Raw genomic sequence first — 26,484 nt, forward strand, 5'->3', positions numbered from 1 at the left:
TGTTAGCTATGAACGAGGGCGACCGCCACCACCGCCAGCAGGGGCTGCCTGTTGCTGCCCATCATTACCACCACCGCCTTCGCCTTTTACATCATCGTTTTCAATCGACTTTTTCCGTTTGCTATCGACGAATTTCATCTTGCCAATTTTGTAGCTAAAGGTTAACCGAACCCCAGCGTTGTAGAAGCTATTGACACTCGATTGACTCAGAATTGACGAGCTTGATTCCGAACGAACGGTGAAAGGGTGGTTGAGGAAGTTTTCGGCAACCAGACCAATGCTTCCCTTTTTCTGAGCAATTTCTTTCCGGAAACCGATATTATAAAAGGCAAATGACCCTTGGTAGCCCTGTAGCTGAATCCGGCGGCCCATCATACCGCCACCACCCTGAAGGCCCCATCCGTTGCCAATGGTATACGTGCCAAAGAGTCGTCCGCCCAGTACCCAGCCAGAATTTGAGGCTGCGTAAATTGGATTGGCGTTGTTGTTGGTCAGGTTAACATGCATCAGATCGAAGCCGCCATTGAGCTGGAGTTTCGAAGAGAGGTTAATGTTTCCAAACACGTTCATGCCATAGGTATCTTCGTAGCCGACGTTCTGGTAGTTGGTCCGAATGGCTGTTTGGGCCACATTGTTTACCAGTACCGTAGCCGTGTCGCGAACGCTGGTGATTTCGTTGTTGGTCCGGCGGGCAAAGAGCGAAGTGGTCAGATAGACAGCTTTCAGCGGCATCGATAAGCTCAATTCCACGTTGTCGGTCAGCTCAGGCGATAAATACGGGTTGCCCTGGCTAATGTTGGTTGGGTTCGACGAGTTGACGTTTGGATTCAGGAACTGGATGCCGGGACGCTGAATCCGGCGGTTGTAGGCCAGTTTCAGGGTTTTGTTTCCTTTCAGACTTTTCGAAATATTAACACTAGGTACCAAATTGCCGTAGTTCGACAGAGAGATAGGCGTGCCGGTTTGTTCGGATCCAAACCGGGCATCCAGCAGGGTATATTCATACCGCGCTCCGGCTTTCAGCGTGAATTTTTTAGGAAGCGCTGCCGTAATCGAAGCATAGGCGCCCAGAATCTGCTGTTGGTAGTTCAGTGAATTATTTTGGCGGGTATTGTCGACTACGTAATCGCCCGTGGCACCCTGAGCCAGAAAATAGGTATAATCGCTGTTGACCTGACGAAGGATGCCTTTACCGCCAAATTCGAGCAGTGTTTTCTGGCTCAACGGGGTCTGGTAATCAATCTGTAAGGTCGATTCCTTATTCTGACTGGGGTTGTCGTTCCGCTGCCGCGACAGAATGGTATGCATATCGGTTGCACTAAGCAGATCAGCCGTGAAATCGTTCTGACGGTTGTTCTGGCTATAGAGTCCCAGAATGCTCAGTTCCTGCTGAGGTTTATACGTTTTGGTATAGGTAACGTTGGCGTCCAGATTACCATTGATATCTTTTGTTGAAACGTCCCGTAAATTCAGAACCGGGTTGCTGACACCCGGCAAGTAGGTGGTTGTCAGCAGACCATTTTGCGTTGAGGTTCCATTGCGGGCGCCATAGCGTACGCTGGCTGTCAGCGACGTATTTTTGTCAATGTCATAATCCCAGCCAAACTGATAGTTGCCGAATAGCCGCTGTGTAAGGGTGCTGGCATTCTGAATCGTAACCTGGTTGCCATTCGCCGTTTTGGTTGTCTGGGTATTTTCAAAATCCCCTTTTACGTTGTACTCGGCCCGTCCGAAGCCGCTGAGCGAAAAGCCCATTTTGCCCGTGCGGTAGTTGGCGTTCAGGCCGAGGTTCGAGCCCCGGTTACCTACTCCGCTATTTACATCAAGTGTCAGACCCTGCAACGTTGTTTTCTTAGTCACGATGTTAATAATACCCCCCGAGCCTTCGGCATCATACTTAGCCGAAGGGCTGGTAATAACTTCAACGCTCTTAATCATATCCGCCGGAATCTGCTTCAAAGCATCGGCGACGCTGGAAGCAACAATGGTACTGGGTTTGTTGTTGATCAGTACCTGAATGTTGCTACTGCCCCGAAGGGTCAGGTTTCCGTCGAGATCAACCGTGAGCATGGGGACTTTACGCATCACATCAGAAGCGTCTCCACCTTTGGTTGTCACATCTTTTTCGGCATTGTACACCAGACGGTCCACCCTTTCTTCGATCATCGACGCCTGACCCGTTACGGTTGCTTCGGCCAGTGTGCGAACATCTGGAGGAAGATTGATAACGCCTACATTGATCTCAGAACCTTTGGCAATCGTAATCGGAGCCGACAGACGGTTTTTGTAGCCGATGAAAGAGTATTGGAGTTTGTAGGTGCCCGGAGCCAGTTTCGATAGGGTAAACCGCCCTTTGTCATCGGCTGTGGTACCGTCGATTGGTTTGTTAGTCTGGGTATTGATCAGGGCAATGGTAGCGTACTCGACGGGTTTGCTAGTGGTTGAATCCATCAGGATACCGGATATTTTGCCGTTTCCTTTAGGCTGTGTATCGGTATCGGTGCCGGGTATGAACGTCTTTTCTTTTTTCTGGCCAAATCCATCCTGACCGCCTGGCCCGCCAAATCGGCCACCACCGGGGCCACCGCCCCCAGGGCCGAATTGAGCAAAAGCTGTACTGCTTATAAATAATAAAAGAAGTATTTTTTTCATGGTAGTACTCCGCTGTAGTGAGGTGCTTTTTCGTTGGGGCGAAATTGCTACGGAGGTTCATCGCCAGAAAATGAATGTTGCCGAATGCCCGATTTTGGGTGGTGGATCGGTTTTTTTGAACTACAGGAATAAATACCTCGATTTTAAGCCGTAAAAGAGAATAACGTATAATGTACTGATAAGTTGATTGGTAAGTTATTGTTAATCAGTCGATTGTTGTGGTTTTTGAATAAAAAATGCCAGAATCGCTTAAGAGGGTCCTGGCATTTTTAATTTATAAGTATATATAACGAGTAGGTAAAATAGGCTGATTGCTCTCCGTGAAGGAGAAATCCATTCCCATCGAAGGTCACCTTAATCGATCAATCGAAACAGGCGATTCCAGCGGATTTTGTGCCATACGTCGGCCGGGACCGGATCGACGGACATCCAGACAAAGACGGCCTTACCGATAATATGGTCGGCTGGAACAAAGCCCCAATAACGTGAATCTTCTGAGTTGTGTCGGTTGTCGCCCATCATGAAATAGTAGCCTTGTTTGAAGGTGTACGACGTAATTGGCTTGCCGTTTATTCGAATGCTGGCGTCAGTTACCTCTACATTTTCGTTGCCTTCATACCGTACGATGACAGGGCCATATACCGCAATGGTCTGTTTCGTAATGGGAATGGTCATGCCCTCTTTAGGGATTGTGAGTGGTCCAAAATTATCCTGATTCCAGGCATAGGCTGAGCTTCCGTAAATACCGGGCCCTACCTGGCCAGCAGGTTCCGTCATTGGTTCAATACCGTTTACCCAGTCGAATTCCCTGAATTTGGCAATCATGTTTTTGGTGGTGTTGACCCGGTAACCGACCAGTTTATACGTTTTCGTGGTATCGTTGTAAACGGCAAGGGGTTGCCAGTTGATGAAAGGTCCCTCCGGTGATTTAAAATCATTAACGATGTCGTATTTGCGGAAAAAGCGCTCGTCAAGTTCTTCGGTTGTTTTAACGAAATAAGTGGTTTGCGCTCGTTCGGGGGTAGGCATCACCTTCCCGTTTATATAGACCTGCTCCTGCCGAATTTCGATAACATCGCCCGGAATGCCAATGCAGCGTTTGATAAAGTCAGTTTTCAGGTCGGTAGGGTAGTCTGTCTCGCCCGTTTTAGGGGGTGGGTAATTGAAAACGACTACATCCCCATTTTTAACGGTTGTGAAGCCTGGCAAGCGATAGATGGGTAACTGAATCGCTTTACTGAACGACGGGATTTCAGTGCCCCAGATTTTCTGATGGGTAAGCGGAACCTGTAACGGCGTTTTGGGAGTCCGTACGCCATAGTGAAGCTTACTGACGAACAGATAGTCGCCTACCATCAGGTCGCTTTCCATAGACGGGGTCGGAATGGCGAAGGCTTCAAAGGTTAGGAAGCGAATGAGTGTGGCGGCAATGACCGCAAACAGAATCGAGTCGAGCCATTCCCGTAGGGGCGACTTTTTAGGTTTTGGGGCTTTACCAGCGGCCTCGGTTTTCTTGCCAAACATAAAGAGTATGTAAATTAAGCGTGTGATTTGCAGGTGTCGGTAATGGAATAATTTAACTGCTGATGAAAGATACCGGCAAAGCGTATGGGGCAGCCTCTATTTTACATGGATGGCTCTATGATAGGTTGATCGTCGTGAAGTGGAGAGATATCGTTAATTTTCCGATGGATTTCCCAAACGCAATTACGGTGCATCAGCTCATTTTCAGAATTCATCTTCTTGTTTTGGCGGTATCGGTGGCTTTGTCTACGTATGCGCAGACGGCAAAGCGGACCACAAAGTCCATCGAGCAATTCCGTACCGAAATCGAACAGATTGCGCAGGAAGCTCAGGGGAGGGTAGGGGTTGCCGCTACGTTACTGGAAACGGGGGAGTCGGTCGGAGTTCATGAAAATGAGCAGTACCCGATGCAGAGCGTTTACAAACTGCCGATCGGTATGGCTGTCCTGCATCAGGTTGATCAGGGGAAGCTAGCATTGACACAACTGGTTCATGTATCCCAGAGCGATTATATATCCGAACGGCAACATAGCCCCATACGGGATAAATTCCCTCAGGGAGCCGATATAACGCTGGCCGAACTTCTTCGATATGCTGTTTCAGAAAGTGATGGATCGGCCAGTGATGTGCTGTTGCGGGTTGTGGGTGGACCAGACGTTGTGATGAACTACTTGCAGACGCTGGGCGTGACAGGTGTGATGGTTTTAAACACGGAGAGAGAAATTGGTAGTGACAATGCCGTTCAGTATCGTAACTGGGCTAAACCGGACCAGTTAGTCGCTTTATTAAAGGCCGTTCAGGCGGGTAAAGGCTTATCCATAACAAGCCATGCATGGCTACTCCATCTATTAATCGATACACAAACGGGCCTCCAACGACTGAAAGGATTACTCCCGGCAGGTACTCCGGTGGCCCATAAAACCGGCACCTCCTGGACGATTGATGGTGTTACAGCCGCTACCAACGACGTAGGTATCCTTAAGCTGCCTAACGGGCGTCACATCGCCATTGCGGTGCTGGTTTCCGATGCCAAAGCTGACGCGAAAACACGTGAAGCCGTCATCGCCCGGATTGCCAAAGTCGCCTGGGATTATTGGCATTGATTGAGTTCCTTCTTTAGCACATCGGCTAGCTCAACACCCGCATAGGTGTTGTTGTGACTGATTTAGCCTACTGAGAAGTTGATGGATACAAATCGCTTCTCAATAGGCCAGCCGAACCGCAACATTACAGGCTATCAGGATGAAGGCATGCCGTACATGTTCTGCAAATAGTCATCCCATGTTTTTGAATCGGTAGCCATTTCCGGGCACGTGTTATACCCTTTTGCTAAACCACTCATGAGCGAGCCCAATATTGGTACCGGAAGCACCGGTTTCGATATGTGTCGGTACCTCATCCAAGATTTAGCAAGTGTTTGAAAATCGAGTACCTGCGGACCTCCCAGATTCAGGATGGTGTTCTGATTTCCGGCCAGGATCAATTGGTAGAGCTTATCGGCTACCGCGTCGACATGAATGGGTTGAGCCAGTAGCTTTCCGGGCAAAAAGCCAATGGGAAATTGCATGAGCTTACTGATAAAAAAATCGATCAGGTTGTGAAACTGCGTAGCTCTCAGAATCGTGTAAGGCACTTGGCTGTTACGGATCAACGCTTCCGAGTCGAGCTTGGCCTGGTAATAGGCGTACGGAATTTTATCGATACCGACGATCGAGCAATAAATCAGATGCTTTACGTCTGACTTGGGGATAGCCTTCAGGATGTTGCGCGTGAGAACGGATTCGAACGAATCCCTACCAATTTTTCCATTTCCACTGGCCAGATGTAAGACGGTATCGACACCCGCCATTGCTTCCGTTAACCCTTCACCTGAAACAAGGTCGACATGGCTCCAGTTATCAGTGCTGGACTGATTAACAGTACTATAGGATTTGGTTTTGATCGGGTTACGACTGCCAATTCGATAATCCGCCTGTTTGTTATGTAGCCAGTTGGACATCGCCGAACCGAGTACTCCCGTACCACCAAGAATTAAGATTTTAGTCATTTTCAGAGTCAGGCGTGTTGGGGTTGAACAAGATGAGGCTTATAGAACAGAAGCGGGATTAGCAGAAGTACACTCAGCGACAGGGTCACTACATTACCAATCTGATCGGCTACGGACAGCATGTGCAAATGCTGAACATGATACCACAAATGAGGTATATTAAATAAGAGCAGGCTAATGGCCACGGCTCTGGCAGTTACGGTATGCGGAGCGAAAAGGGCCAACGAACTAAGGCCGGTAAATGCCAGGAAGAAAGCCCCAACATCGCGAATCAGATGCTCATTGTAGGGACCATCGACAGCAACCCAGCTATGTCCGAAACCTGGAAAATGACTGTAAAAATCGACGGGCATGAAGAACGCCCAAATGCCGGGTAGGCTGTTGGCCAATGTAAAATAAAGCAGGATTGCCTGCACCCAGCGGGGATGTTTTTGTACCATATGCGTGAAACCTGAGATATGTTTCGCGCAAGACAAACCAACCGTCCATTCTGTGACAGGCTTTGATTAATTTTTCTGGAGGTGAGCTAATTTGTCAGGATTTCGGAGCGAGAAAATGTGACCAATGCCCTGTTCGTCGATGTCCAGTACCATAACCGTTGTTACTAGTTGTGTGTCCTGATCGGAGAATAAAAACGCAATTGACCCATTGATCAGGGCCGTTCTGACGGTTAGTTCAGCCCCTCGCTTTTCGACCATCGATCGCAGATACCGTTCAACAACCATACGCCCAAACAACGGATTGATAGCTGTACGTACTTTACCACCCCCATCGGAATACAGCACAACGTCCGTTTTTAGCAACTGCATGAAACTATCGATGTCGCCTGTTGTGCTGGCCTGCGAAAAAGCGTCGAGCAAGGTTTGCTGATGGTGTGGGTCAATTGTAAACCGACGGGTTGAACTGGCTATTTTTTCTTTGGCCCGATGATAAAGCTGGCGGCAGTTCGCTTCTGTTATGTCGAACTGATCGGCCAGTTCGGTATAGTCCAGCTCGAAACTTTCTTTTAACAGGAAAATGGCGCGTTCGAGGGGCGACAGTTTTTCCAGGAGCAATAAGAAACCATAGGAAATATCCAGTTTGGCATCCAGTACGGGGTGGGGCCAACTGATAGGTTCGGGTAGCCAGGTGCCTTTGTAAGCCTCCCGCTGGCGTTTTACGGCACTCAGGTGGTTGAGTGAAGCATTCATAACGCTTTTGGCCAGATACGCTTTCGGATCCTGAACGGAGTCTGGTGACCGGCTGAGCCAGTTCGTCAATGTATCCTGAACGATATCTTCACTGGTCATAACTTCACCCGTCATCCGGTACGCAATGGAAAGAAGCAAAGGGCGATAGGTGTTAACTGCGTCAGTCGTTGGCATAGGCAAAACTAATCAGTTTCTTTTTGATAGAATAACTGAAAAACCTGTAGATTTACCGATATAGCACTCATCCTCATATACATAAGCTACTATGTCGACCCGCAGAGCGTTCTTTCGCCAGTCTGCAGCCGCAGCTACCGGCGCCCTTACTCTTCCATCGTTTCTTCCGGAAACCTTCGCCAGTCCGATGTCAACGGCCGATGCCGGGCTCAAATTGGCTTCGGAGTGGGCCAAAGATGAAGATTTCTGGGCCTGGGTAAAATCGGAATACACGGTGTCGCCTAATCTGCTGAATCTGAACAATGGAGGGGTTTGCCCACAGCCAAAGGTTGTGCAGGACGCACATATCCGGTTTTATCAGTACTGCAACGAAGCGCCGTCGTATTATATGTGGCGGATTCTGGATCAGGGCCGCGAGTCGCTGCGGGAAAAACTGGCCGATCTGGGTGGGTGCTCGCCCGAAGAAATCGCCATCAATCGAAATGCAACGGAAGGCCTGAATACGGTCATTTTCGGCTTAAACCTGAAACCCGGCGACGAGGTCGTGTTGACCAAACAGGATTACCCGAATATGCTCAACGCCTGGAAGCAGCGCGAAAAACGGGATGGTATCAAACTGGTTTTTCTGGACCTGAATTTGCCGAGCGAGAACGAGGATGCGCTGGCTGAGCAGTATATCCGGGCCTTTACACCCCGCACCAAAGTGGTTCATGTGACGCACATGATCAACTGGATCGGGCAGGTGATGCCGGTACGGAAAATTGCCGACGAAGCCCATAAGCGCGGTATCGAGGTGATTGCCGATGGCGCCCACTCGTTTGCCCTGTTCGATTTTAAAATCCCTGATCTGGGTGCCGATTATTATGCAACCAGCCTGCATAAGTGGCTATGTGCGCCATTTGGCAGTGGCATGCTGTACATTAAGCAAAACAAGATTCGCAACATCTGGGCACTGCTGTCCAACAATGAACCCGATGGACCAGATATTCGCAAGTTTGAGAGTCTGGGTACACGTTCGTTTGCTTCTGAAATGGCCATCGGTACAGCCATCGACTTTCATAATAGCATTGGTACAGCCCGGAAGTTTGCCCGCGCGCACTACCTGAAAAATTACTGGATGGAACGGGTGAAGGATTTGCCGGGTGTGAAAATTCATACGTCGCTGAAGCCAGAATTTGCTGGGGCAGTAGCGCTGTTTTCGATCGATGGCATGAAACCCGGGGAGATTGACGGCCAACTCCTGAACAAATATAAAATCCATACAACGGCCATCGAGTGGGAAAACATCAAAGGCGTGCGGGTAACTCCTCACGTGTATCATACGCCTAAAGACCTCGACCGACTCGTCACCGCCATCACGGCTATATCGGAAAAACAGGCGCTGGCCGGAAAACAAAAGAAAAGTTGAGATTCCTTCCTATGGTCGGAACGGCAAAATCACTCGTTTTAATCTCATTTTCGAAAGCTTAAACAGGCACAAAGAGAAATCCCGTAACCTGACTCGTTACGGGATTTCTCTTTGTGTCTGTAATCAGCCGCTTAATTCTACTCATTTAATACCTTACTAACCAGCAATGGGCGGGCATTTTCAATCATCAACTGAGAACGCTTCTGGCTATTTGGTCGCATGAGCAGGTAATAGAAACCTACTGTAGTAGTAAGATAGCCGACGAATAAACCATTGCCGACTAACCCTAAAACAGTTGGCAGAACCAGCAGCACCGCGAAGAGTACCGAGTTGGTATATAATGAATCGGTGAAAAGCCCGATCCGGCCAAATAGAAAATAAAATACCCGTACCCAGACGTAGGTGTTCAGCACCAGAAACAGATTGAATAGCCAGTACATCGACTGGGGATTAATCAGCAGATGAAAGGCGCAGAACAAATGGAGCGTCGTGACAAACACATAGCTAGCTATCATAATCGCTTTTGAGCCCGATACAAGTGGGGTTTGATAATACGACGTGGGTATGTGTCCTGCCAGGGCAACACCCGCAGCGAGTAAGGCCCAGTCTGCATGGCCCGTCAGATAAGCCAACAGACAACTACCCAATTCCAGACAGCCCGACCCAATATGAATGTAAAGAACAGTACGTCGTTGTGTCGATAGAAAAAATTTAGGGTGGGGTGGATGGCTGACGTGGTAAGTCAGCACAAACACGTTCATAAAAGCGGAGATCCCGCAAAACGTAAGTTTTTCGGCTAGCCATTCGCTGGACTGATGATGTGTGGTGAGGCAATGGAAGCAAAAAAGCGTGGCAAGGGTTAATCCGGCCACAATCAGATAATACACAAACGACTTCATTAAGGCTTTGTTGAGCACAGACATCACGTAATCGATGGCAAAACAAAGCGTTTCAACTCGATAAACCAGCGTTAATCGTGCGATTTGGCGGGGTAATGGCCTACCCTAACGGGTAGTTTTGACCCATCTGGGCAAGAACTATCCGTTAGGGTAGCATTCGCCCCTGATGGAGCCGATAGTTTTGATTCAAACATTACTATTCTGCTTAACTATGAAGTACACCCGATTTACTCTCGTTTTAATCTTCCTGGCGCTGGTCGGCTCCTGTTCCAAACCAGCTTCCGATTTGAATCCAACTGAAGATCCTATAACCGTTAAAGCAACCGATGTGAATCTGGCGTCGCTGGACCAGGATGCGGTTGAGTTCTACAAAGACATTGCCGTTATGGCCGAATGGTATGCCGATCACCCAGCCGTTTTAAAGGCGGAACTGGCTAAAAACAGTGCTGAAAAGTATACCGATTCGCTCTATAATGATTTTGTGGCAGAACTGGCTTCGATGGAGTTGTATGACGAAAAAGACAAACCAGTCTCATTTTTCGACCTGGACGAAACCACCCGTCATACGTTTTTGAAGGATTACGTTAAGCTGGAAGCCAGTTTCCTGGATAGCAAGTTCAAAATAGCGGCCAACGAGCAGGCCGATGATCACATTGAACTGGTTAACGCAGCCGTTGATAAAACGGTAAAGACATCGGCCTTTTCTGACAACTTCGACTTTAATGCTGAAGCTGCACGAATCAAAAGCAGTAACCCCTACGAAACCGTTTCCGCAGACATTCAGAATACACTGGGTGCTGGTCCCCCGCCAAAACTGGGACTCGAAAGTCAGTCAACAACCGAACAGACTTTTCTGAAGTTTTTGGCCGACTCCCGTATTCTGGGATATAGCGTGGTGACATTCAATCCGCTATGCTTCAACAACACACCTCAGAAATTCGTCGATAAGATGCGGAGCGGGTTGCGGAAAGGACGCGTGCTGGTATCGTTGCCAGGTGGATTTATGACCGGGTCGCCGTTAGCCTTGAATGCAGGGGGGGGGAGTATTTTAGATGTTGGTCACGTAGCGATTGTTAGTAAGGATGCTTCTGAAATTCCAGCCACCGTCAATGCGGACTATGTGCTCTCGATTGGTACAAACAATGAGGAGAATATGCACAATGAAAAACTTGGAAAAGACTGGACCAGTAAGCATGGGGTTACTTATTTGATGCAACCCATCAAGGTAACGTATCGGTATAAATTCCCCGTGTCGTGGGAACGTTCGCAGACGGATCTGGATAATTCGAAAACCTATCAGAAGATCACCAGTGTCATGGACCGCAAATATTGCTATGCACCGGAAATGTTGTATGCAAAATGGAAAGCTCCTGATCGGTTTATCTGCAGTAGCTCGGCCTGGTGGGCCATCAAGGAAGCTCATGGTGTAGGGATTGGCGATTTCTATAAGTCGACCATTTTTCCGGCGGGTGTTTATGAGTCCAGTGATATGCGCATCGTCGGAATGAGCTTCTAAGGGCATTGGTTCGTGTTACTCAGGCTGGCTCAACGATACGGCCACCCGTTTTTAGCCCTACGAGCCAGGTCTGATTTACGGCCCCATTTTCCAGATACACCGTGAAGTAGCAATGGCTGCTTCACGGTGAATCAATATCCCATATCGCCAAAACGAACAAATTCGATGAAATACCTTATAACAGTCCTGTTCGTGCTAATGGGGCTGGCTCATTCGTATGGACAGTTAACGGAAGAAAATGATCCGTCACTTTTCCATTTTGGCAGCTCTACGCAAATGCTACGCGGTGAATTTCGTGGTAAAATCGATTATGAAGAGAGCTGTAATGCCACCAGTAAGGTAGTATCCATTAAGTTCAAAGACTATATCTACGTGTCCTGGACCGGAGTACTGGGAAGCCTGAATGTGGCCTGTCTGGGTAGCACGCACCAGAAGGAACTGATTGAAAACGATAAAGCCATCGATGCCAATGTCTACCATGGATTTGAGGATACGTTGGGCGGATTTGCCTACACCAATTATTCGCCCACCATGCTGGTGTACCATGATTCACTCTACATCTACTACAATGACCAGAAGGAGAACAAAATCCATTACCTGGCGATTGGGCGGGAAGGAACGGTGAAGATAGCCCGCCGTGGCATTATTGTCGGATCGCCTGTAAATCTGGTTAATATCACGGCCATCTATCACCCAGTTTACGATGCTGTGATTTTTGTGGGGCAGAATAAAGACAATAATCGCATCCGGTTCTTTGGCTTTGGGAAAACAACGTTTAACCCCATTACCATTCACTGGAGAGATGAGATGGTTGTTCTTGATAAGACGCTGAACGAAAGCTGTGTAGGAACGGTAGGAATCTGTGATGCGCTTGATCGGCAATTTCTGATTGCCTGGACCGGTACCGACAGTGGGAATCAGCTTAATTCCGGTTTTATCGATAAAGAAACATTTGATATAAACGATAGGCATACGTATACAGATCACAGTTCGCATATCGACGGGCCGTTACTTTTCCGAAAGGAGAATACAAACGATAACGATGTGCATATTCTATGGCGAGGTGCCAGAGATGATACACGAGTGTGGCAGGGAGTCATTAATTTGAAGAACAAAAACAGTTTCAAACAATTTTCCTTACCTACTAACACGGCGGTTGCTAACCTGACTCCCTCCCTGATTTCGCTGAATAGCCTCATCACCTACATGATCTGGCCGACGGCTAACGGTACGGGTATATTCGATACGTATTATAACATCATGATGGCCAAGGCGCTCGACTATCCCTATGAGAGCTGGATGGGGGCCTTGTTCAAAGATGAGCATACACTCAAAAACATGGTGTTGCCCGGCAGTAATAATGCCGGTATGAACGACGCCACTCAGGTGAGTTACGGACCCAATTATTACCAGGAGCTTAGCCTGCCCAATTTTGGCCAGTGTAATGAATGCGGATTTGTGACACAGTCGACCGATGTCGCGAAGCAGCTTGCTATGGGATACCGCTATTTCGGGCTCGATATTTCCAATTCCCGATACACAAAAATTGACATTGGCCCGTACAAGTTTTTTGATGATGGGAACCTGCTGCATAATGCCGTAAGTCCGGCCGATCCGACGGCTTCAGCCTGCCTGGGCGAAGGTTTAAGTACGATCCTGCAATCGGCTGCCGACTTTCTGGCAACTCATCCACAGGAATTCGTAGTGATCAACGTCAAGAATCTGAATCCTGCCCTGTATACGTTTACATCGATTATCGACGATCTGACAAAAACCATCAGCCCGTTCAAGGGTAAACTGTATCAGCCAGATAATGAGAAAACCTTTGCTGATCTAGTCAATAAGCCTATTCGTGCCTTTCGGGGTAAAATAATCCTGACAGCCTCCGATGAACTGGTGGCTACCCGGTTAGGACTGATTCGCGATGTCTTTGAAACCAGCAACAGTAGCCAGTATCGAAACATCGACCCTACCAACAGCCGCATCGATCACCTGATCGCCAATCAGCGGAATTTCTTCGCCAACTCGGCCTATACCGGCTCATATAAACGTATGGACTGGCAGGTTAGCCTGTTAGGCAATAAGCTTTTATGCGATTTGAGGCCGTTGCGGAATTGTCTGCTATCGCCCAAGCCCGGTCTGTGGCATCACATCTGGTACGTGACCAAATGTGGGGTTGAAATAGCTAAAATGGGATATACAGTCTTTAAAGCGTTTGCAACGCCCGAAGACCCCAGAAATTTGGTGACGATACTGGGCTGGATGATAAGTGGTCTGGGGGAGAGCAGTATCTCGAAAGTCGACCAGGCGAATCGCAGTTTGTATCCTGCCGTAAGCGATATGATGAGAGACGGGCTCCTTCATCCCAACAACCAGGTCAACATTATTTACACCGACAATTCGGACTACCTCTATACGGATCTGTGTATGCAACTGATTACCAACTTCAACGATTATGACGAGGTCAGTGTATATAATGGGCAGATGCAGGTTTCCGACCAGCACGTGGGGGTTAGTTGCAGTGCGCCTAATTCGGGAATTGCCTCCGTGCGGGTTCAGGGTGGCTATCCACCGTATTCCTATTACTGGCCTTCGACGGGCGACACGACGGCCATGACCACCGGCCTATCGGAAGGGTATCACCGGGTGCGGATCACCGATGCAATGGGGCATACCGTAACCCGTAAGGTGTATGTTTCCATGATTCCCCTTGCACATAGCGGAATAGCCAGCCGGAACATGAGTAAGACCGAAGTGCAGCCATACGGGCTGTCGAATCATTACGAGGCTGACTGCGATAATCTGATTGCTAAGGTTGAAAGTGATTTCACGACCACGGCAGTGGGCGACTCCCTGACGACTTCCGTATGGATTGATCCCGTACAGGGAACGCAGTATGTGAAACGGCATTACCAGCTAATCCCGAGCAGGAATACGACTACGGCCAGCGCCAGGGTTACCCTTTACTTTACCCAGCAGGAGTTCGATGCCTATAACCGAACCAACCCGTCGTATAAGCTTCCCAGTCAGGCGGGTGATTCCTCCGGTATCCGTAACCTCATGATCTGGCAGAAATTGGGGCGGAGTGCCGATAACAGTGGATTGCTGAACTCCTACCAGGGCAACGTCCGGGAGATCTTTCCCAAACGGTCGGAGGTCACCTGGAATGCACTCGCCGGACGCTGGGAAGTTAGCTTTTATACCGAAGGCTTTGGGGCGTATTTCCTGACATCTTATAATGGGCAGCAAATCAACGAATGGATTAAAACGGACGCTTATATGCGTACAGGAAAACCCGTTATCCAGTGGGAAGTCCTAGAGAAAGGAGTGGCCCAGTACTTTATCGATTATTCGTATGATCGGGAACATTTCGAGCAGGCCGGTGTCGTTACCAGCAAAGGCCGTGGACGCAACACCTACGAATTTTATCATCAGAATCTACCGAAACTGATCGACAGCTCAGGGCAGGGCATCGTGTATTACCGCATCATGCAACTGGGCAATACTGGCGACATGTCGTACAGCGAGATTATGCCCGTCGATTATTCGAAAGACCGAGCCCTGTTTGTATACCCAAATCCGGTGGACAGCCAATTAACCATTCAAAGCAATGTCGATACACAGGTAACGGTATACGATAGCGGTGGCCGATCGACCAGCGCCGTTCAGCTTCAGAAAGGAAAGAATGTGATTTCGACGAGTCTATGGGTATCCGGAATGTACATTCTCCGAACGAACGATGGCGAGTTTTATAAGATTATCAAGCTCTAACCCATAGCTACCGATTCGTCGGATACCCGACGTTGATGCCTGTATCTCCCGTATCTGTATAACCAGTGTTTCTGGCATCACAGATACGGGCTTTTTTGTTGATCGGTACGAGTAAAATCAGGCGATGACGTAGTGCCGGCTAATCCAGGCAATCGTAAATTGGAGCGACAGCCGACTAATGCTGTAGGTAATGTCGTCTTTTATTCGAATGGCGATCAGGTGCAGAACCAGATGAATAGCGATTCGGCTATGGTTGAGTTCGTCCATGATGAATCGTAAGTGACCGACTTCTGTAGGTGAAGAAAAATGGATTCAGTATTCATAGGTGTGCCGTAAGTCTACAACAGGGTTTCCCGTTGCGGACTTACGGCACACCTATGAATACTGAATTTAGACGATAACCAATCGTACAGGCTTTTGCTGAAAGAGAAATCAGTAACGAGCTCGTATCATCAGCGTTAGTTGGCAATCAGCAGTGTGATGGCATCGGTAACGGACTGAGGGAATTGAAACGCATCCTTGAAATAGGCCTTGGTGTGCTGATAACCAGCTTCTTTGAAAAATGAGCCCGAATTGTCGGGGTAGGTGTTTGGAGTGCCATTGAACACGTATTCCCGGTCGGGAGCGATCCGTTTGTAGGTCTTCAGGTCAATGACAGGTTTCAGCGCATTGAAAGCCAGTTTGTCGGATGCCGGAAGCTCAAATCCACTTTTGCCACCCGGATTAAACGGTGGCGCACTGGCATAGATCGTTGGTATGGTTGCAAACATGTCCTTCTGCCAGCTACAGGGAACAATATCGTAGTTATTGATCACCGAGAAGTAATTTTCACCAAACTTCTGGGCAGCATAGGTGGCAAACTGCGCGTCACCGGGTGTAGGTCCAGCTATTGGGTAGGCGCTTACTTTCAGGTTTGTGTAGCCCATCTGTTCTTTCCATTCAATGCATTTGAGAGCCATAAGGGGTGACAGGGCTCCCCCAAGACTGTGGCCGGTAAAGGCTATTTCAGTAGAGGTGATGTCGCTTTGGGTGCCCAGAAACTGTAGCAGTGTTTTTCCTGTCGAAGGGTCTTTCATACCCATCAGAATGCTCAACCCCAGTTGGCTGCCGTCGCTGATTTTGCCACTGCTGGGCATGCCCCAGTCGGCCAGTTTAAATACATTGAAATCTTCCGAGCGCCAGCCTTTGTCAGAAACGATATTCGTACCCGCAACACCGACTACGTACATCGGTTTGCCGGTTGCTATACTCGTTCCCCGCGCCACATACATGGTGTTGTCGGTGACGAAGCTATCGACTACACTGGTATTCGACTTTTTCGGGCTGTTCGAAATGACGGGACCCCAGACCACGCGCCAGTCGGTGCCTACATACGCGCGCAAGGCTGCATTGTTTTTGAGGGCATCGTCGATTTTGAGGGTATTCTTTTGCAGGGCTGCTTCGGAAGTAGTTACCAGATTGTAATTGACGTTGGCAATCATACTTAACGCGGCAATCACCTTATGGGCATTGGTTGGCGCGTTCCCCTTCGTGAGTGGTGACGGCGTTACAGGGGTATCGTCGGTGGCAGTTTTGCAGGCAGAGAACGCGGCTATACCCAGTAGGGTAATGGCTATGAATTGGATGTGTTTTTTCATGAGTTGAAACAACTTGTAAATAAATACGTGGTCGTCGGTTGGCTGATGTATCGGATTTACACCGGAATCGACTGGGGATAGTTGAATAGGTTTTCGGGATCGTATTTTCGTTTGATCGCCTGAAGCCTGGGCAGATTGGTGCCGTAATATGCCTGTAGATAACCTTCCTGACTAGGGTCGATGAAATTCTGGTAGCAATAGGATGATGTGTAGGCTTCCATCTGATTATGAAAGCCCGTCAGCCATTGTTCATTTTTAGCCAGCAGGGCAGCATCGTCGGCCGGCGTCCATTCCAGTTCGATACTGGATAGCATTGAGTAGCCGCGATGAACGAAAGCCATATCGGTTGGTGATCGGGCATCGATCTGTCCACCGAGTAGAAAGTACTTCCAGGTGGCCGCCTTGCTGGTACCAGGCCAGTTTTTTAAGTTCAAGATGATCTGCCGGACAGCCTCATCGGAAAGTTGCCCTTTCACAAAACGCGATCGTTCATGGGAGTACTCCGGTCTGCCCTCTTCTGTTATCAGCTGTTGCCCATCCCAGTAAGGGGCTATCTGGATCGTTTGTTCGGCCGGTTTCTGAACCGTCAGGATGGGTGCGATCAGCGAACGGAGGTCAGCCTCTGAACCAACAAAATGCCCTAGTATCGAGAGCGATAATACCGATGCCCCCGCCTGTTTCTGTGCTGTTATGCTGACTTTGATTCCCAACGTATCAGGCGCCGATAGCGTCATAGTTTGAATGGCCGCAAAGGTATCAGCAAGGCGATCCGTCCAGACAAGATTGAACGTGGTGATGGTACCTACCGGGAAGGTGTCAAACGTAAAGGAGGTATGAATACCGAAGTTACCGCCACCGGCCCCCCGGCAGGCCCAGAACAGATCGGCATTCTCTTTTTCATTACAGGTCAGCATGCGGCCATCGGCCAGTACGATCCGGGTTTCGCGCAGGGCATCGCAGGTAAGCCCATGCAGGCGCATGTCGAAACCAATGCCACCGCCCAGTACTAACCCGGCGACGCCCACTTCATAGCAACGACCGTGTGGAATGGCCCTGTCCAGTGGCTTGCATTGTGTAAAAATGGTTCGATTGCGAGCGCCACTGCCAACGGTTGCCAGCCCAGTGGTAGGTTCGTAGGTGAATGTGTTTAGCGCCGATACATTGATCATCAATCCGGTGGTCAACGAGTAGCCACCGTACGAATGCCCGCCACTGCGGGCTACGATGGGCATCGAATTAGCCTTTGCCCATTGGATACATGTCTGTACATCCGCTTCGGTTCGGCATTGCGCAATGGCCTGGGGGATGGTTGAGGCATACTGAAGCGCCCAGGGCGTTGAGAGTTCGGAAAAAGAGGCTGCTCCCGGGCGTACCAAAGCTCCCTGTAGTTTTGACGCCAGTTCATCCCAAGGGGCAATCCGGTGATCAGCGAGCTTGGTGCAACTGGTGAGCCAGTCCAGTGACGACAGCCCAACGCCAAGGCCAAGGGAGACTCTGGCACCAGCCCGTAAAAAATCCCGACGGGAAGGTTTGGCAACCACTGGCCTGGGCGCGCCTGAAACAGTATGGCTTGTCGGTTCCATTGAAGACGATAAGTTGAGTTTCTATGGAGGTATAGAGCTATCCTCTGGCCTTACTACCAACGTACAGGCTTATACGTCACGTTATAGTGTGCAGGATAGCGCTTGAAAAGAAACGGTGAGTACGGGTAACGAATGCTATTTCGAGTACTCAGCTATCATCGAAACAAGGGGTGTTGCACCAGGTACTACGAGGTCCGTAGTCGTTAATTTGGACCCGGTTATGTCGCCAACCGATATGGTTTTATTGATGTCGTATTCTTGTTGAATCGTGAGGCTGTTACCAGTTTGCGCAACCTTGTACGTATACGTATAATCAATGATGCTTAACAACGACGACACATTCTTTATAGTCATGAACTGCCGAATTTTGGCTGTTGACTGATCAACGGCCGTTATGGTGGCAGAGCCAGTCGCCGTTAAAATAGCTCCTCCTTCTTTTTGGGTTAGTTTGGCCAGGGTGTAGGTACCTGCAATCTGGCTGGTAAGATCAGGCTCAGGGCTTGAGTTCGACTTTGAGCAGGCTAGCACAGACATTGCCGCCACCAGAAACAGTAGGGGTGATTTCGTGTTCATAGTAGTAAACGTGAGCGAGTTAATGACCTGGCTGGTTAGGGGTAAACTGCCAGCCAGGTATTCTTACCATCAACAGGGGCTATTATTTTCTGATGTATTCGATGGTAATATCTTTACTGTCGATAGTTCGACTGATTATCAGTCGGTTCCCTAATAGTACACTTCCGAAAAAGTACATATTACTGGTGTACGGTTGCGGGTAGCTGAGCCGGTAAACATCATCCAACAAACTGACATTCCCTTTGTCTATATCCTGATCCAGATTTTTAGTCGTACCCGATGCTACAAATTTCAGGTCCGTACGATACTGAATCGAAACAGTTGTATCGTTGATGGCCTTAATCAGAACCGATCCGGTTCCGGTTACTTCACCTTCCTTGTTGTTACTCAGAATTTTGTTGATGCTATAGGTACCAGCAATGTTACTGGCCCAGTGTGGTCCGGCTGGCTTTGGATCCTCGTCGGAGTCGGAACACCCAATCAGCGAAAAGCCAATCAGAACTGTTGCCAGCATAGTGAGACGTTTCATTGAAAAGAGAAGTTTATTGTTTCGTGTATTCAGTATCAAGTGTAATTTCGGAAGGGGAGCCTATTTTTTCAGTCGTGCTGATTTTAGTGCCACTGATTGTGGCCCACTGAAGCCCAGTCGTCGTTTTAATGATATAGTTGGTGCCATCCTTGGCTATCTTGTTTGCTTCGTCCTGAACACTGACTATGGTTGATTCAAATTTGGTCGCTGTGTTCGTAAAGCTACGGGTCTGCGTAATCTTGGCAGTCGTATTATCGACGGCAATGATTGTAAGCGAGCCAACACCAGTAACCGCAGCGGAACCAGATCGATTGCTGACTTTGGTCAATTTGTATATGCCGGCAACCGGGGCTGTCAGGTTTTCTTCAACAGGCGTTGGTGTAGGAGTGGGATCTGAATTTGACTTTGAGCAGGATAAACCTGCCAATGCTACCAGCGAGGTAATATAATAGTACGTGTGCTTCATAAAAGTATATGGATTGAGAGTGAAAAGTCGAGCCGTTGAGGACATTGAAAGTTAGGTGGGTACGGAATCAGTTTAGGGGATTTAGTGATTGATTCGGGATGGCCTTAGTTTGCCCAATGTTGCCTGTGTCAGGCTCAAATGAGGAATAAACCCATTTCGTATAGACCGCTCGTTTGTAGCGACCGAGCAACTGCTGGAATTCCAGAGGGCTTAACACAGGCGACATCAGCCCATTTTCATACTCACGGGTCTCCATTGCGTTATTGATATTCATTAACCATAGACGGATTACCAAACTGATTTTCGGGATTGTCAGATTAGTCAGCCTGCAAAGCCAGGCAATTGGTGGGCTGATCGACTAGCCAAAAGTATTGGGCTATTTTTGCCCAAATGCTACTCCAACGGGTAGTTTTTGGGCAAAAAAAAACAGACTACCCGAATGGGTAGTCTGTTTTTAGGGTTAAAAAGCCTATTTCTTAACGGTGACCAGAAATTCTTTACGGTCTTTGATGTCTAATAGCAGATAAATATTCTTTATATGGTACTTTACCGTGTTTTCAGAAATACATAATTTATCAGCTATGGCTTTGTTAGGCATTCCCATAGCCATGTATTCCAATACCTCCTGCTGACGTTCGGAGAGTACGTTAAGATCCCCGCGTTCCAGCGAATTACGGTTCAGTACGGCCGTTCTGTTCCGGGCGAGGTAGGTTTCCAACTCCAGTTTCATGCGGAGAAACTCGCCTTCCAGACGACGTTGTTTTCGGCGGGAGGCAACCAGCCAGCTCAACAAAGCCAGAGCAATAAGCGCTAGTGCGGCCAAAAGAATGGCCAGGTAGCCTTTGCTGTTTTTTTCGTTTTGAAGCTTCTGATTAATGTAATCAGATACAATGGATTCCTTCTGATTATGCAACGAGGAAATATTTTGCTCCCGGGCAAAAATAACATTCAGACTGTCTAGTTTTTTCTGTGTCTGAACGAGGTGGGGCAGATCATTTTTAGCCTTGTAAATTTCCCGAAGTTCTTCATACGCGTACAGATGATATTTGATGATTTTGCAGGAGTCGGCATAAAAAGTCGATTTTTTGAGTGCACCGGCCAATAAATCAGGGCGATTCATGGCATTGTACAACTGCATTTTCTTAACATAGATCATCGGTAGGTGGCATGGGGCCGACGCCTGCATCCATACGATGGCTCTGTCGTAAGTAGCTTCGGCCTGTTCATACTGTTTTTTGACAAACAGCAGATAGCCCTGCTGCATGATCAGCTTCGATTTATTTTCCTGATTTATATGCTTGAATCCCGACTTTTCCAGGGACGCCATCAACCGGTCTGCCTTTTGATAGTCGTGGGTATCGAAGAGAATAAACGCTTCTTCCGACTGGATATTAGCTGTGTACAGGGCCTTATTTGGCGTCTGCTCAGCGAATGTCTGAGCCGTTTTCAGAAATTTTAGTGCCGACTGGTAATCGTAAACACGTTTATAGGTATACGAAAGCAGGATAGAGGCCTGGTATTTCTCATCGGCGCTGAATTTGTCGTCCTGTAAAATAGGTAGCAGTAACGCCTGCGATTCGTTGTATTTAAGCTCATTATTCAACAAATATACCTTTTGCTCCAACTGTTGATACGAGCTTTTTTGACTATATCCAACTGTCGATAGCAACAGTATACAGCCTAGAAAAATAACGTGAGTAGTAAAGGATTTAGTCATATACACGCTAGTTATCAGATCAGAAAAGAATCTCATATAAGCAAAACTAGAAAGCATTTTCAATGTCATACCCTTTCTTTATTATTTGGTGGATTAGGGGATTAGGTATCATTCTGTTTAATTATACTAATACAAAACATGTATTTACTAATATTTATGTTTATTTTGGGTCGTAATGTAATATATTTAAGTGTGTATTTTTTGTTTATAGTAACATTTTGATTCATTGCTTAAATTGTTCTTTTTGGATTTTTTATTGTACTAATTTAATGTGATAGAGAGTGGCAGAGACGGTTCTATTGAAGTCTTTCTTCTTAATTTTCAGTCGTTTACTGACTAGTTAGTAAGGTGGTCGTCGTATGGGTAGGATAGTAGGTAATCAAGTCGATAAATGAGTAAAAATAGTCTAATAGAGACTGGTTGGGACACCGAAGAGGGTATGGGTAGGATGAAGTCTGATTAATAAAAAAATGTTAAGGCGATTTCTAAGAATGCTTAAGTGCAGCCACCAACAGTGCCTTTGAAACAGAGTTGCTAAATCAATACGCAGATAAGGTAAAGAATCGGGTAACGTGTATTTATGATACGTGAGAAGCATACTATACTCGTCTTACATTTATCTCCATCTCATTTATGATTCATTTGAACTGGGGCATCATCGGTTGTGGTGACGTAACTGAAGTAAAAAGCGGCCCGGCATTTAATAAAATACCCCATTCGAGTCTGGTAGCGGTTATGCGCAGAGATGCCGACAAAGCAGCGGATTATGCGCATCGGCATAAGGTGCCAAAATGGTATACCGATGCCGATGCGCTCATCAACGACCCCGATGTTAATGCTATCTATATAGCGACACCACCCGACAGTCATGCTGACTATGCCATTCGAGCGATGCGCGCTGGTAAACCAACGTACGTCGAAAAACCAATGGCTCTGAACACGGCCGAATGCGAAGCCATGAACCAGGTAAGTCGGGAGACGGGTATTCCGTTGTTTGTCGCCTTTTATCGACGAGCCCTTCCTTACTTTCTCAAAGTGAAAGAACTGATTGATCAGAAGGCGATTGGCGACGTTCGATATGTGCATATTCAATTGAACTGGGAACCGGCAGATAGAGAATTAGGGAAGGCTTCCGTTCCCAACTGGCGGGTTACTCCGGCGGTTTCGGGGGGCGGATTGCTGCATGACCTGGCTTCCCATCAGTTCGATTTTCTGGAGTTTTTGTTAGGACCTGTACAATCGGCCAGTGGTATTACCCGAAATCAGGCTGGACTCTATGAAGCTGATGATGTTGTAGTCGCCAATTTTGCGTTCGAATCGGGTGTCTTAGGTTCCGGGAACTGGTGCTGGACGGTCAATAAAGAGCAGCGGCTTGAACAAACGCAGTTGATAGGCTCAACAGGGAAGCTCACCTTTTCATTTTTCGAAAACTTCGTCATTAAGCTCGAAACCGAGTCTGGGACCGAAGAAATCACTGTACCTTTTCCTGAACACGTTCAGCAACCCCTGATCGAATTAATTGTACAGGAACTGCGGGGAGAAGGCAAAAGCCCAAGCACAGGTGAAACCGGGATACGGTCCAGCCAAATCCTCGACTGGATAACAGCCCCGTAGAGACGCCAGGGATAGCGTTGTGCCTGCGTCAGTAAAATCATCTGGTCAGGAGACGTTATCCCTGACGTCTTTACAGGTGATAAAATATTTTACATACAAATAGAGAGTTGGTAAATCTATTTTACATACATTTACTGAATAAATAGGCATTGACCTTGACTATTGATTCATGAAGGGGACTAACCTGGGCGAGTTTGAAGAACTGGTACTACTGACCATCGCGGCATTGATCAATGATGCCTATAGTGTTGCCATCTGTGATGAGCTGGAAAAACACACGGGTCGGGCAGCTAAGCTTGGTGTCGTGCATGCGGTATTGAACCGCCTGGAAGAGAAGGGATTCGTAAAAAGCCACCTGGGCGATGCGACCAGTGCTCGCGGAGGCAAGCGTAAACGCTATTATGAGGTAACCCATGCCGGAAAAGTGGTGCTGATAAAAGCCAAAGAAGTGCGCGAGTCGCTCTGGAATAGTATCCCCGGTTTCAATCTGGAAGGCTCCTTATGAGATCATTCAACACCAAGTCGAAGAAAACAGAACCGCCCCAACCACCCCGGTGGGCACAACGGTTGCTGGCGTGGTACTGCCGCCCCAGCATACTGGAGGACTTGCAGGGGGACCTGAATGAGTATTTCGAACGAAACCTGACGATGAAAGGGCCTCGGAAAGCCCGGTGGATTTACTGCCTGGATGTTCTGAAGTTTTTTCGACCGTATACGATCCGTAAACCTGATTTTATTAACCTTTTTATCCATTGGATTATGCTTGGCAGCTACCTTAAAACGTCCCGGCGGAGTCTGGTGCGTAACAAATTATTTTCCTTCATCAACATCGTCGGGCTGGCCGTTAGTATGTCGGTGGGTTTACTGGTTATATCATTTGTTGCGGATATACTTGCCTACGACGATTTTCACGAAAAGAGAGATCGGATTTACCGGGTGATCACCACCTTTAAAACGCCCGAACAACCGCCGGTCGACCTGGCTTCGACATCGGTAAAAGTGGGACAGCGAATTCGCAAAAGTGTACCAGGTATAGATGCATTAACCATACTTCGTAATGGCTTTGGCGGGGATGCTACTGTGGGCGAGACAACAGTTCCCCTGGGGGGGCATTGGGCTGATGCTTCGTTTTTTAAGGTGTTTACCTTTCCCTTACTGGAAGGCAACCCCGCTACGGCCTTGAAAGACCCATACTCACTGGTATTGACCGAAAAAACGGCCAAAAAACTGTTTGGCGATGTCGATCCATTGGGCAAAACAGTTCGGTTGGATACGTTGAACTATACTGTGACCGGATTAATGAAAGATGTTCCGAAATTGTCTCATATACAATTCGAAGCATTAGCCTCTTTCTCAACAGCGGAAGCGCAGTTTACCAGGAAAGACCCTAATTTTTATGGATGGGATAACATCTGGCAGAATTATGTCTACATGGTTTTGCCCGTGCAAACCAAACCCGAATCGGTCTTGCAGGCGCTGAATACGTTTACTAAACAGGAAAACAGCGGATTGGTGAATCGAACGGTTTCGGTATCGCTTCAGCCATTGAAAGAAGCATCGCTGGGACCGAAGTTGCACAATGCCATTGGGCCTACGATGGTACCGATTGTGATCTGGGTATTGAGTGGTCTGGCGCTGGTTATTATCCTGTCGGCTTGTTTTAATTACACCAATCTGTCAATTGCCCGATCCCTTCGTCGTTCGCGGGAAGTAGGAGTTCGTAAAATTATCGGGGCATTGAAAAGCCATGTGTTGGGCCAGTTCATGGCCGAGTCCGTGATCATTGCGTTGATGGCACTGATCGTCTCGTTTGGGCTCTTTTTATTCCTCCGAACGCAGTTCCTGGCACTCGATCCGTTTATTAATAATCTGGTTTCGCTGGAGGTTTCGGGTTGGGTCATTCTCTATTATATTTTACTGGCCATTCTTGTAGGATTGCTAGCCGGATTTTTGCCCGCCCTGTTTTTCTCCCGAATCAAACCGATTCAGGTATTGAGAGATGTATCGGCCCTGAAGGTATTTCGACGAGTTACCCTGCGCAAAACGCTGATTATCATTCAGTACGGATTGTCTCTTATCTTCATCACAACAACCCTGATCGGCTATGCGCAGTACCGGAGCTTTCTAACCTTCGACCTGGGATTTACGACCGACAATATTCTGAATATAAACCTGAAAGGAAATAAAGGGGCGGTGCTGGCGAACGAGCTGAGCCAGATTCCTGGCGTAGTCGAGGTATCGAAATCGCAGTTAATTACCAGCCTGGGCAGCATGGGCGGAACGACCATGAAATACAAAGATAGTCAGGACTCGGCGCTGGTCTGGCATAATATGGTCGACGAACATTATTTGCCAATCCATAAGCACAAACTCCTGGCTGGAACAAATTTTACCCGACACCCTAAAAAAGGCGAGGAGGAGAGCGAAGTCATTGTAAATGAGCAGGTCATCCGACGCTTCAATATTGCCAAACGAAATCCGCAGAAAGCACTGGGCGAACAGGTAGTTGTCGATAAAAAGAAACTCACGATTGTCGGTGTGTTAAAGGATTTCCATTACGGAACGATGGAGAAACAAATTGAGCCTGTCATGTTCCGGTACTTTACGGATCAACTGGGTGGGTATCTCAATGTAAAAGTGGCTACAACCGATTTGCCTGCTACTATGGCGAATATTGAGGAGGTCTGGCGCAAGCTGGATAAGATACACCCGATGGAAGCCAAGTTTTATGATGATCAGATTGAAGAGGCCTATCAGCAGTTCGCCATTATGATTAAGGTAATTGGCTTTGTTGCGTTTCTGGCCATCTGCATCGCTTTTCTGGGATTGCTGGGCATGGTCGTATTTATGACCGAAACCCGACTCAAAGAAATCAGTATCCGAAAAGTGCTCGGAGCCAGCGAAGGAGGATTGGTCTATCTGTTGAGTAAAAGCTTCCTGAACTTGCTTCTGTTGGCCGCTTTTGTAGCGCTTCCAGCAACCTGTCTCTTTTTCGATCAGGTCGTTCTGGTCAACTTTGCCTATCACCAACCCATTCGGGTGAATGAACTGGTGATCAGCGTATTGGTTGTTATGCTCCCGGCTTTCCTGATGATTGTGTCACAGACGCTGAATGCCGCCCGAAAAAATCCAGCCAAGGTATTGAAAAGTGACTAATGGCAGATCGCAACTTTGGTGCATGGTA

At 47.9% G+C, this 26,484-nt stretch carries 21 protein-coding genes; 7 read left to right on the plus strand and 14 right to left on the minus strand.

Annotated elements, in window-relative coordinates; all coding sequences use genetic code 11:
- Nucleotides 1-6: 6 nt before the first annotated feature.
- A complete protein-coding gene (locus BGO59_RS10080; protein ID WP_293683495.1) occupies nt 7-2,652 on the minus strand; it encodes a TonB-dependent receptor in 2,646 nt (881 codons plus the stop codon).
- Between the two features lie 354 nt (nt 2,653-3,006).
- Nucleotides 3,007-4,176 (minus strand): signal peptidase I, encoded by a 1,170-nt coding sequence (gene lepB, locus BGO59_RS10085; RefSeq protein ID WP_293683496.1) that lies wholly within the window; start codon nt 4,174-4,176, stop codon nt 3,007-3,009.
- 62 nt (nt 4,177-4,238) lie between these two features.
- On the opposite strand from lepB, the gene bla reads away from it, so the two are divergent.
- The gene (bla, locus tag BGO59_RS10090) at nt 4,239-5,279 is read left to right on the plus strand and encodes a class A beta-lactamase (protein WP_293683497.1); all 1,041 of its coding nucleotides are present in this window, start codon (nt 4,239-4,241) and stop codon (nt 5,277-5,279) included.
- Between the two features lie 134 nt (nt 5,280-5,413).
- On the opposite strand, the gene BGO59_RS10095 is transcribed toward bla, so the two are convergent.
- The 3 genes from BGO59_RS10095 to BGO59_RS10105 form a co-directional block, all read right to left on the minus strand.
- Nucleotides 5,414-6,223, minus strand: coding sequence for an SDR family oxidoreductase (locus BGO59_RS10095; protein WP_293683498.1), 810 nt, complete (start codon nt 6,221-6,223; stop codon nt 5,414-5,416).
- Between the two features lie 8 nt (nt 6,224-6,231).
- Entirely contained in the window at nt 6,232-6,663 is a 432-nt protein-coding gene (locus tag BGO59_RS10100; protein ID WP_293683499.1) for a hypothetical protein, read from the minus strand.
- A gap of 66 nt (nt 6,664-6,729) precedes the next feature.
- Nucleotides 6,730-7,587: a sigma-70 family RNA polymerase sigma factor gene (locus BGO59_RS10105; protein ID WP_293683500.1), complete on the minus strand. Its 858-nt coding sequence runs from the start codon at nt 7,585-7,587 to the stop codon at nt 6,730-6,732.
- A 91-nt stretch (nt 7,588-7,678) separates the two neighbouring features.
- Here BGO59_RS10105 and BGO59_RS10110 point away from each other — a divergent pair, with 91 nt between their 5' ends.
- Nucleotides 7,679-8,995: an aminotransferase class V-fold PLP-dependent enzyme gene (locus tag BGO59_RS10110; protein WP_293683501.1), complete on the plus strand. Its 1,317-nt coding sequence runs from the start codon at nt 7,679-7,681 to the stop codon at nt 8,993-8,995.
- A gap of 137 nt (nt 8,996-9,132) precedes the next feature.
- Here BGO59_RS10110 and BGO59_RS10115 read toward each other — a convergent pair whose 3' ends face one another.
- Nucleotides 9,133-9,918: a hypothetical protein gene (locus tag BGO59_RS10115; protein ID WP_293683502.1), complete on the minus strand. Its 786-nt coding sequence runs from the start codon at nt 9,916-9,918 to the stop codon at nt 9,133-9,135.
- Nucleotides 9,919-10,105: 187 nt separating this feature from the next.
- Here BGO59_RS10115 and BGO59_RS10120 point away from each other — a divergent pair, with 187 nt between their 5' ends.
- Both BGO59_RS10120 and BGO59_RS10125 read left to right on the plus strand, forming a co-directional pair.
- Nucleotides 10,106-11,410, plus strand: coding sequence for a hypothetical protein (locus BGO59_RS10120; protein WP_293683503.1), 1,305 nt, complete (start codon nt 10,106-10,108; stop codon nt 11,408-11,410).
- Between the two features lie 165 nt (nt 11,411-11,575).
- Nucleotides 11,576-15,181, plus strand: coding sequence for a T9SS type A sorting domain-containing protein (locus BGO59_RS10125; protein WP_293683504.1), 3,606 nt, complete (start codon nt 11,576-11,578; stop codon nt 15,179-15,181).
- 117 nt (nt 15,182-15,298) lie between these two features.
- Here BGO59_RS10125 and BGO59_RS10130 read toward each other — a convergent pair whose 3' ends face one another.
- The 8 genes from BGO59_RS10130 to BGO59_RS10165 all read right to left on the minus strand — a co-directional run bounded on the left by BGO59_RS10130 (nt 15,299) and on the right by BGO59_RS10165 (nt 21,686).
- A complete protein-coding gene (locus BGO59_RS10130; RefSeq protein ID WP_293683505.1) occupies nt 15,299-15,448 on the minus strand; it encodes a hypothetical protein in 150 nt (49 codons plus the stop codon).
- A 191-nt stretch (nt 15,449-15,639) separates the two neighbouring features.
- Nucleotides 15,640-16,818, minus strand: coding sequence for a lipase (locus tag BGO59_RS10135; RefSeq protein ID WP_293683506.1), 1,179 nt, complete (start codon nt 16,816-16,818; stop codon nt 15,640-15,642).
- Between the two features lie 56 nt (nt 16,819-16,874).
- Nucleotides 16,875-18,401: an FAD-binding oxidoreductase gene (locus BGO59_RS10140; protein WP_293683507.1), complete on the minus strand. Its 1,527-nt coding sequence runs from the start codon at nt 18,399-18,401 to the stop codon at nt 16,875-16,877.
- A gap of 135 nt (nt 18,402-18,536) precedes the next feature.
- Nucleotides 18,537-18,974: a hypothetical protein gene (locus BGO59_RS10145; RefSeq protein ID WP_293683508.1), complete on the minus strand. Its 438-nt coding sequence runs from the start codon at nt 18,972-18,974 to the stop codon at nt 18,537-18,539.
- 82 nt (nt 18,975-19,056) lie between these two features.
- On the minus strand, nt 19,057-19,503 hold the full coding sequence (locus BGO59_RS10150; RefSeq protein ID WP_293683509.1) for a hypothetical protein: 447 nt from the start codon (nt 19,501-19,503) through the stop codon (nt 19,057-19,059).
- A 13-nt stretch (nt 19,504-19,516) separates the two neighbouring features.
- Nucleotides 19,517-19,969, minus strand: a complete 453-nt coding sequence (locus tag BGO59_RS10155; RefSeq protein ID WP_293683510.1) for a hypothetical protein — start codon at nt 19,967-19,969, stop codon at nt 19,517-19,519.
- A 67-nt stretch (nt 19,970-20,036) separates the two neighbouring features.
- On the minus strand, nt 20,037-20,243 hold the full coding sequence (locus BGO59_RS10160; protein WP_293683511.1) for a hypothetical protein: 207 nt from the start codon (nt 20,241-20,243) through the stop codon (nt 20,037-20,039).
- 195 nt (nt 20,244-20,438) lie between these two features.
- Nucleotides 20,439-21,686: a LuxR C-terminal-related transcriptional regulator gene (locus BGO59_RS10165; RefSeq protein WP_293683512.1), complete on the minus strand. Its 1,248-nt coding sequence runs from the start codon at nt 21,684-21,686 to the stop codon at nt 20,439-20,441.
- 633 nt (nt 21,687-22,319) lie between these two features.
- On the opposite strand from BGO59_RS10165, the gene BGO59_RS10170 reads away from it, so the two are divergent.
- The 3 genes from BGO59_RS10170 (at nt 22,320) to BGO59_RS10180 (ending at nt 26,456) form a co-directional block, all read left to right on the plus strand.
- Nucleotides 22,320-23,300: a Gfo/Idh/MocA family oxidoreductase gene (locus tag BGO59_RS10170; RefSeq protein ID WP_293683513.1), complete on the plus strand. Its 981-nt coding sequence runs from the start codon at nt 22,320-22,322 to the stop codon at nt 23,298-23,300.
- Between the two features lie 169 nt (nt 23,301-23,469).
- Nucleotides 23,470-23,805 carry a PadR family transcriptional regulator gene (locus tag BGO59_RS10175; protein ID WP_293683514.1) on the plus strand — a complete coding sequence of 112 codons (336 nt, stop codon included), beginning with the start codon at nt 23,470-23,472 and terminating at the stop codon, nt 23,803-23,805.
- Nucleotides 23,802-26,456 carry an ABC transporter permease gene (locus BGO59_RS10180; protein ID WP_293683515.1) on the plus strand — a complete coding sequence of 885 codons (2,655 nt, stop codon included), beginning with the start codon at nt 23,802-23,804 and terminating at the stop codon, nt 26,454-26,456. Before BGO59_RS10175 ends, BGO59_RS10180 begins: the two co-directional genes overlap by 4 nt.
- The last annotated feature ends 28 nt before the right edge of the window (nt 26,457-26,484 follow it).

The sequence above is a fragment of the Spirosoma sp. 48-14 genome, from assembly GCF_001898575.1.
GTDB lineage: Bacteria > Bacteroidota > Bacteroidia > Cytophagales > Spirosomataceae > Spirosoma.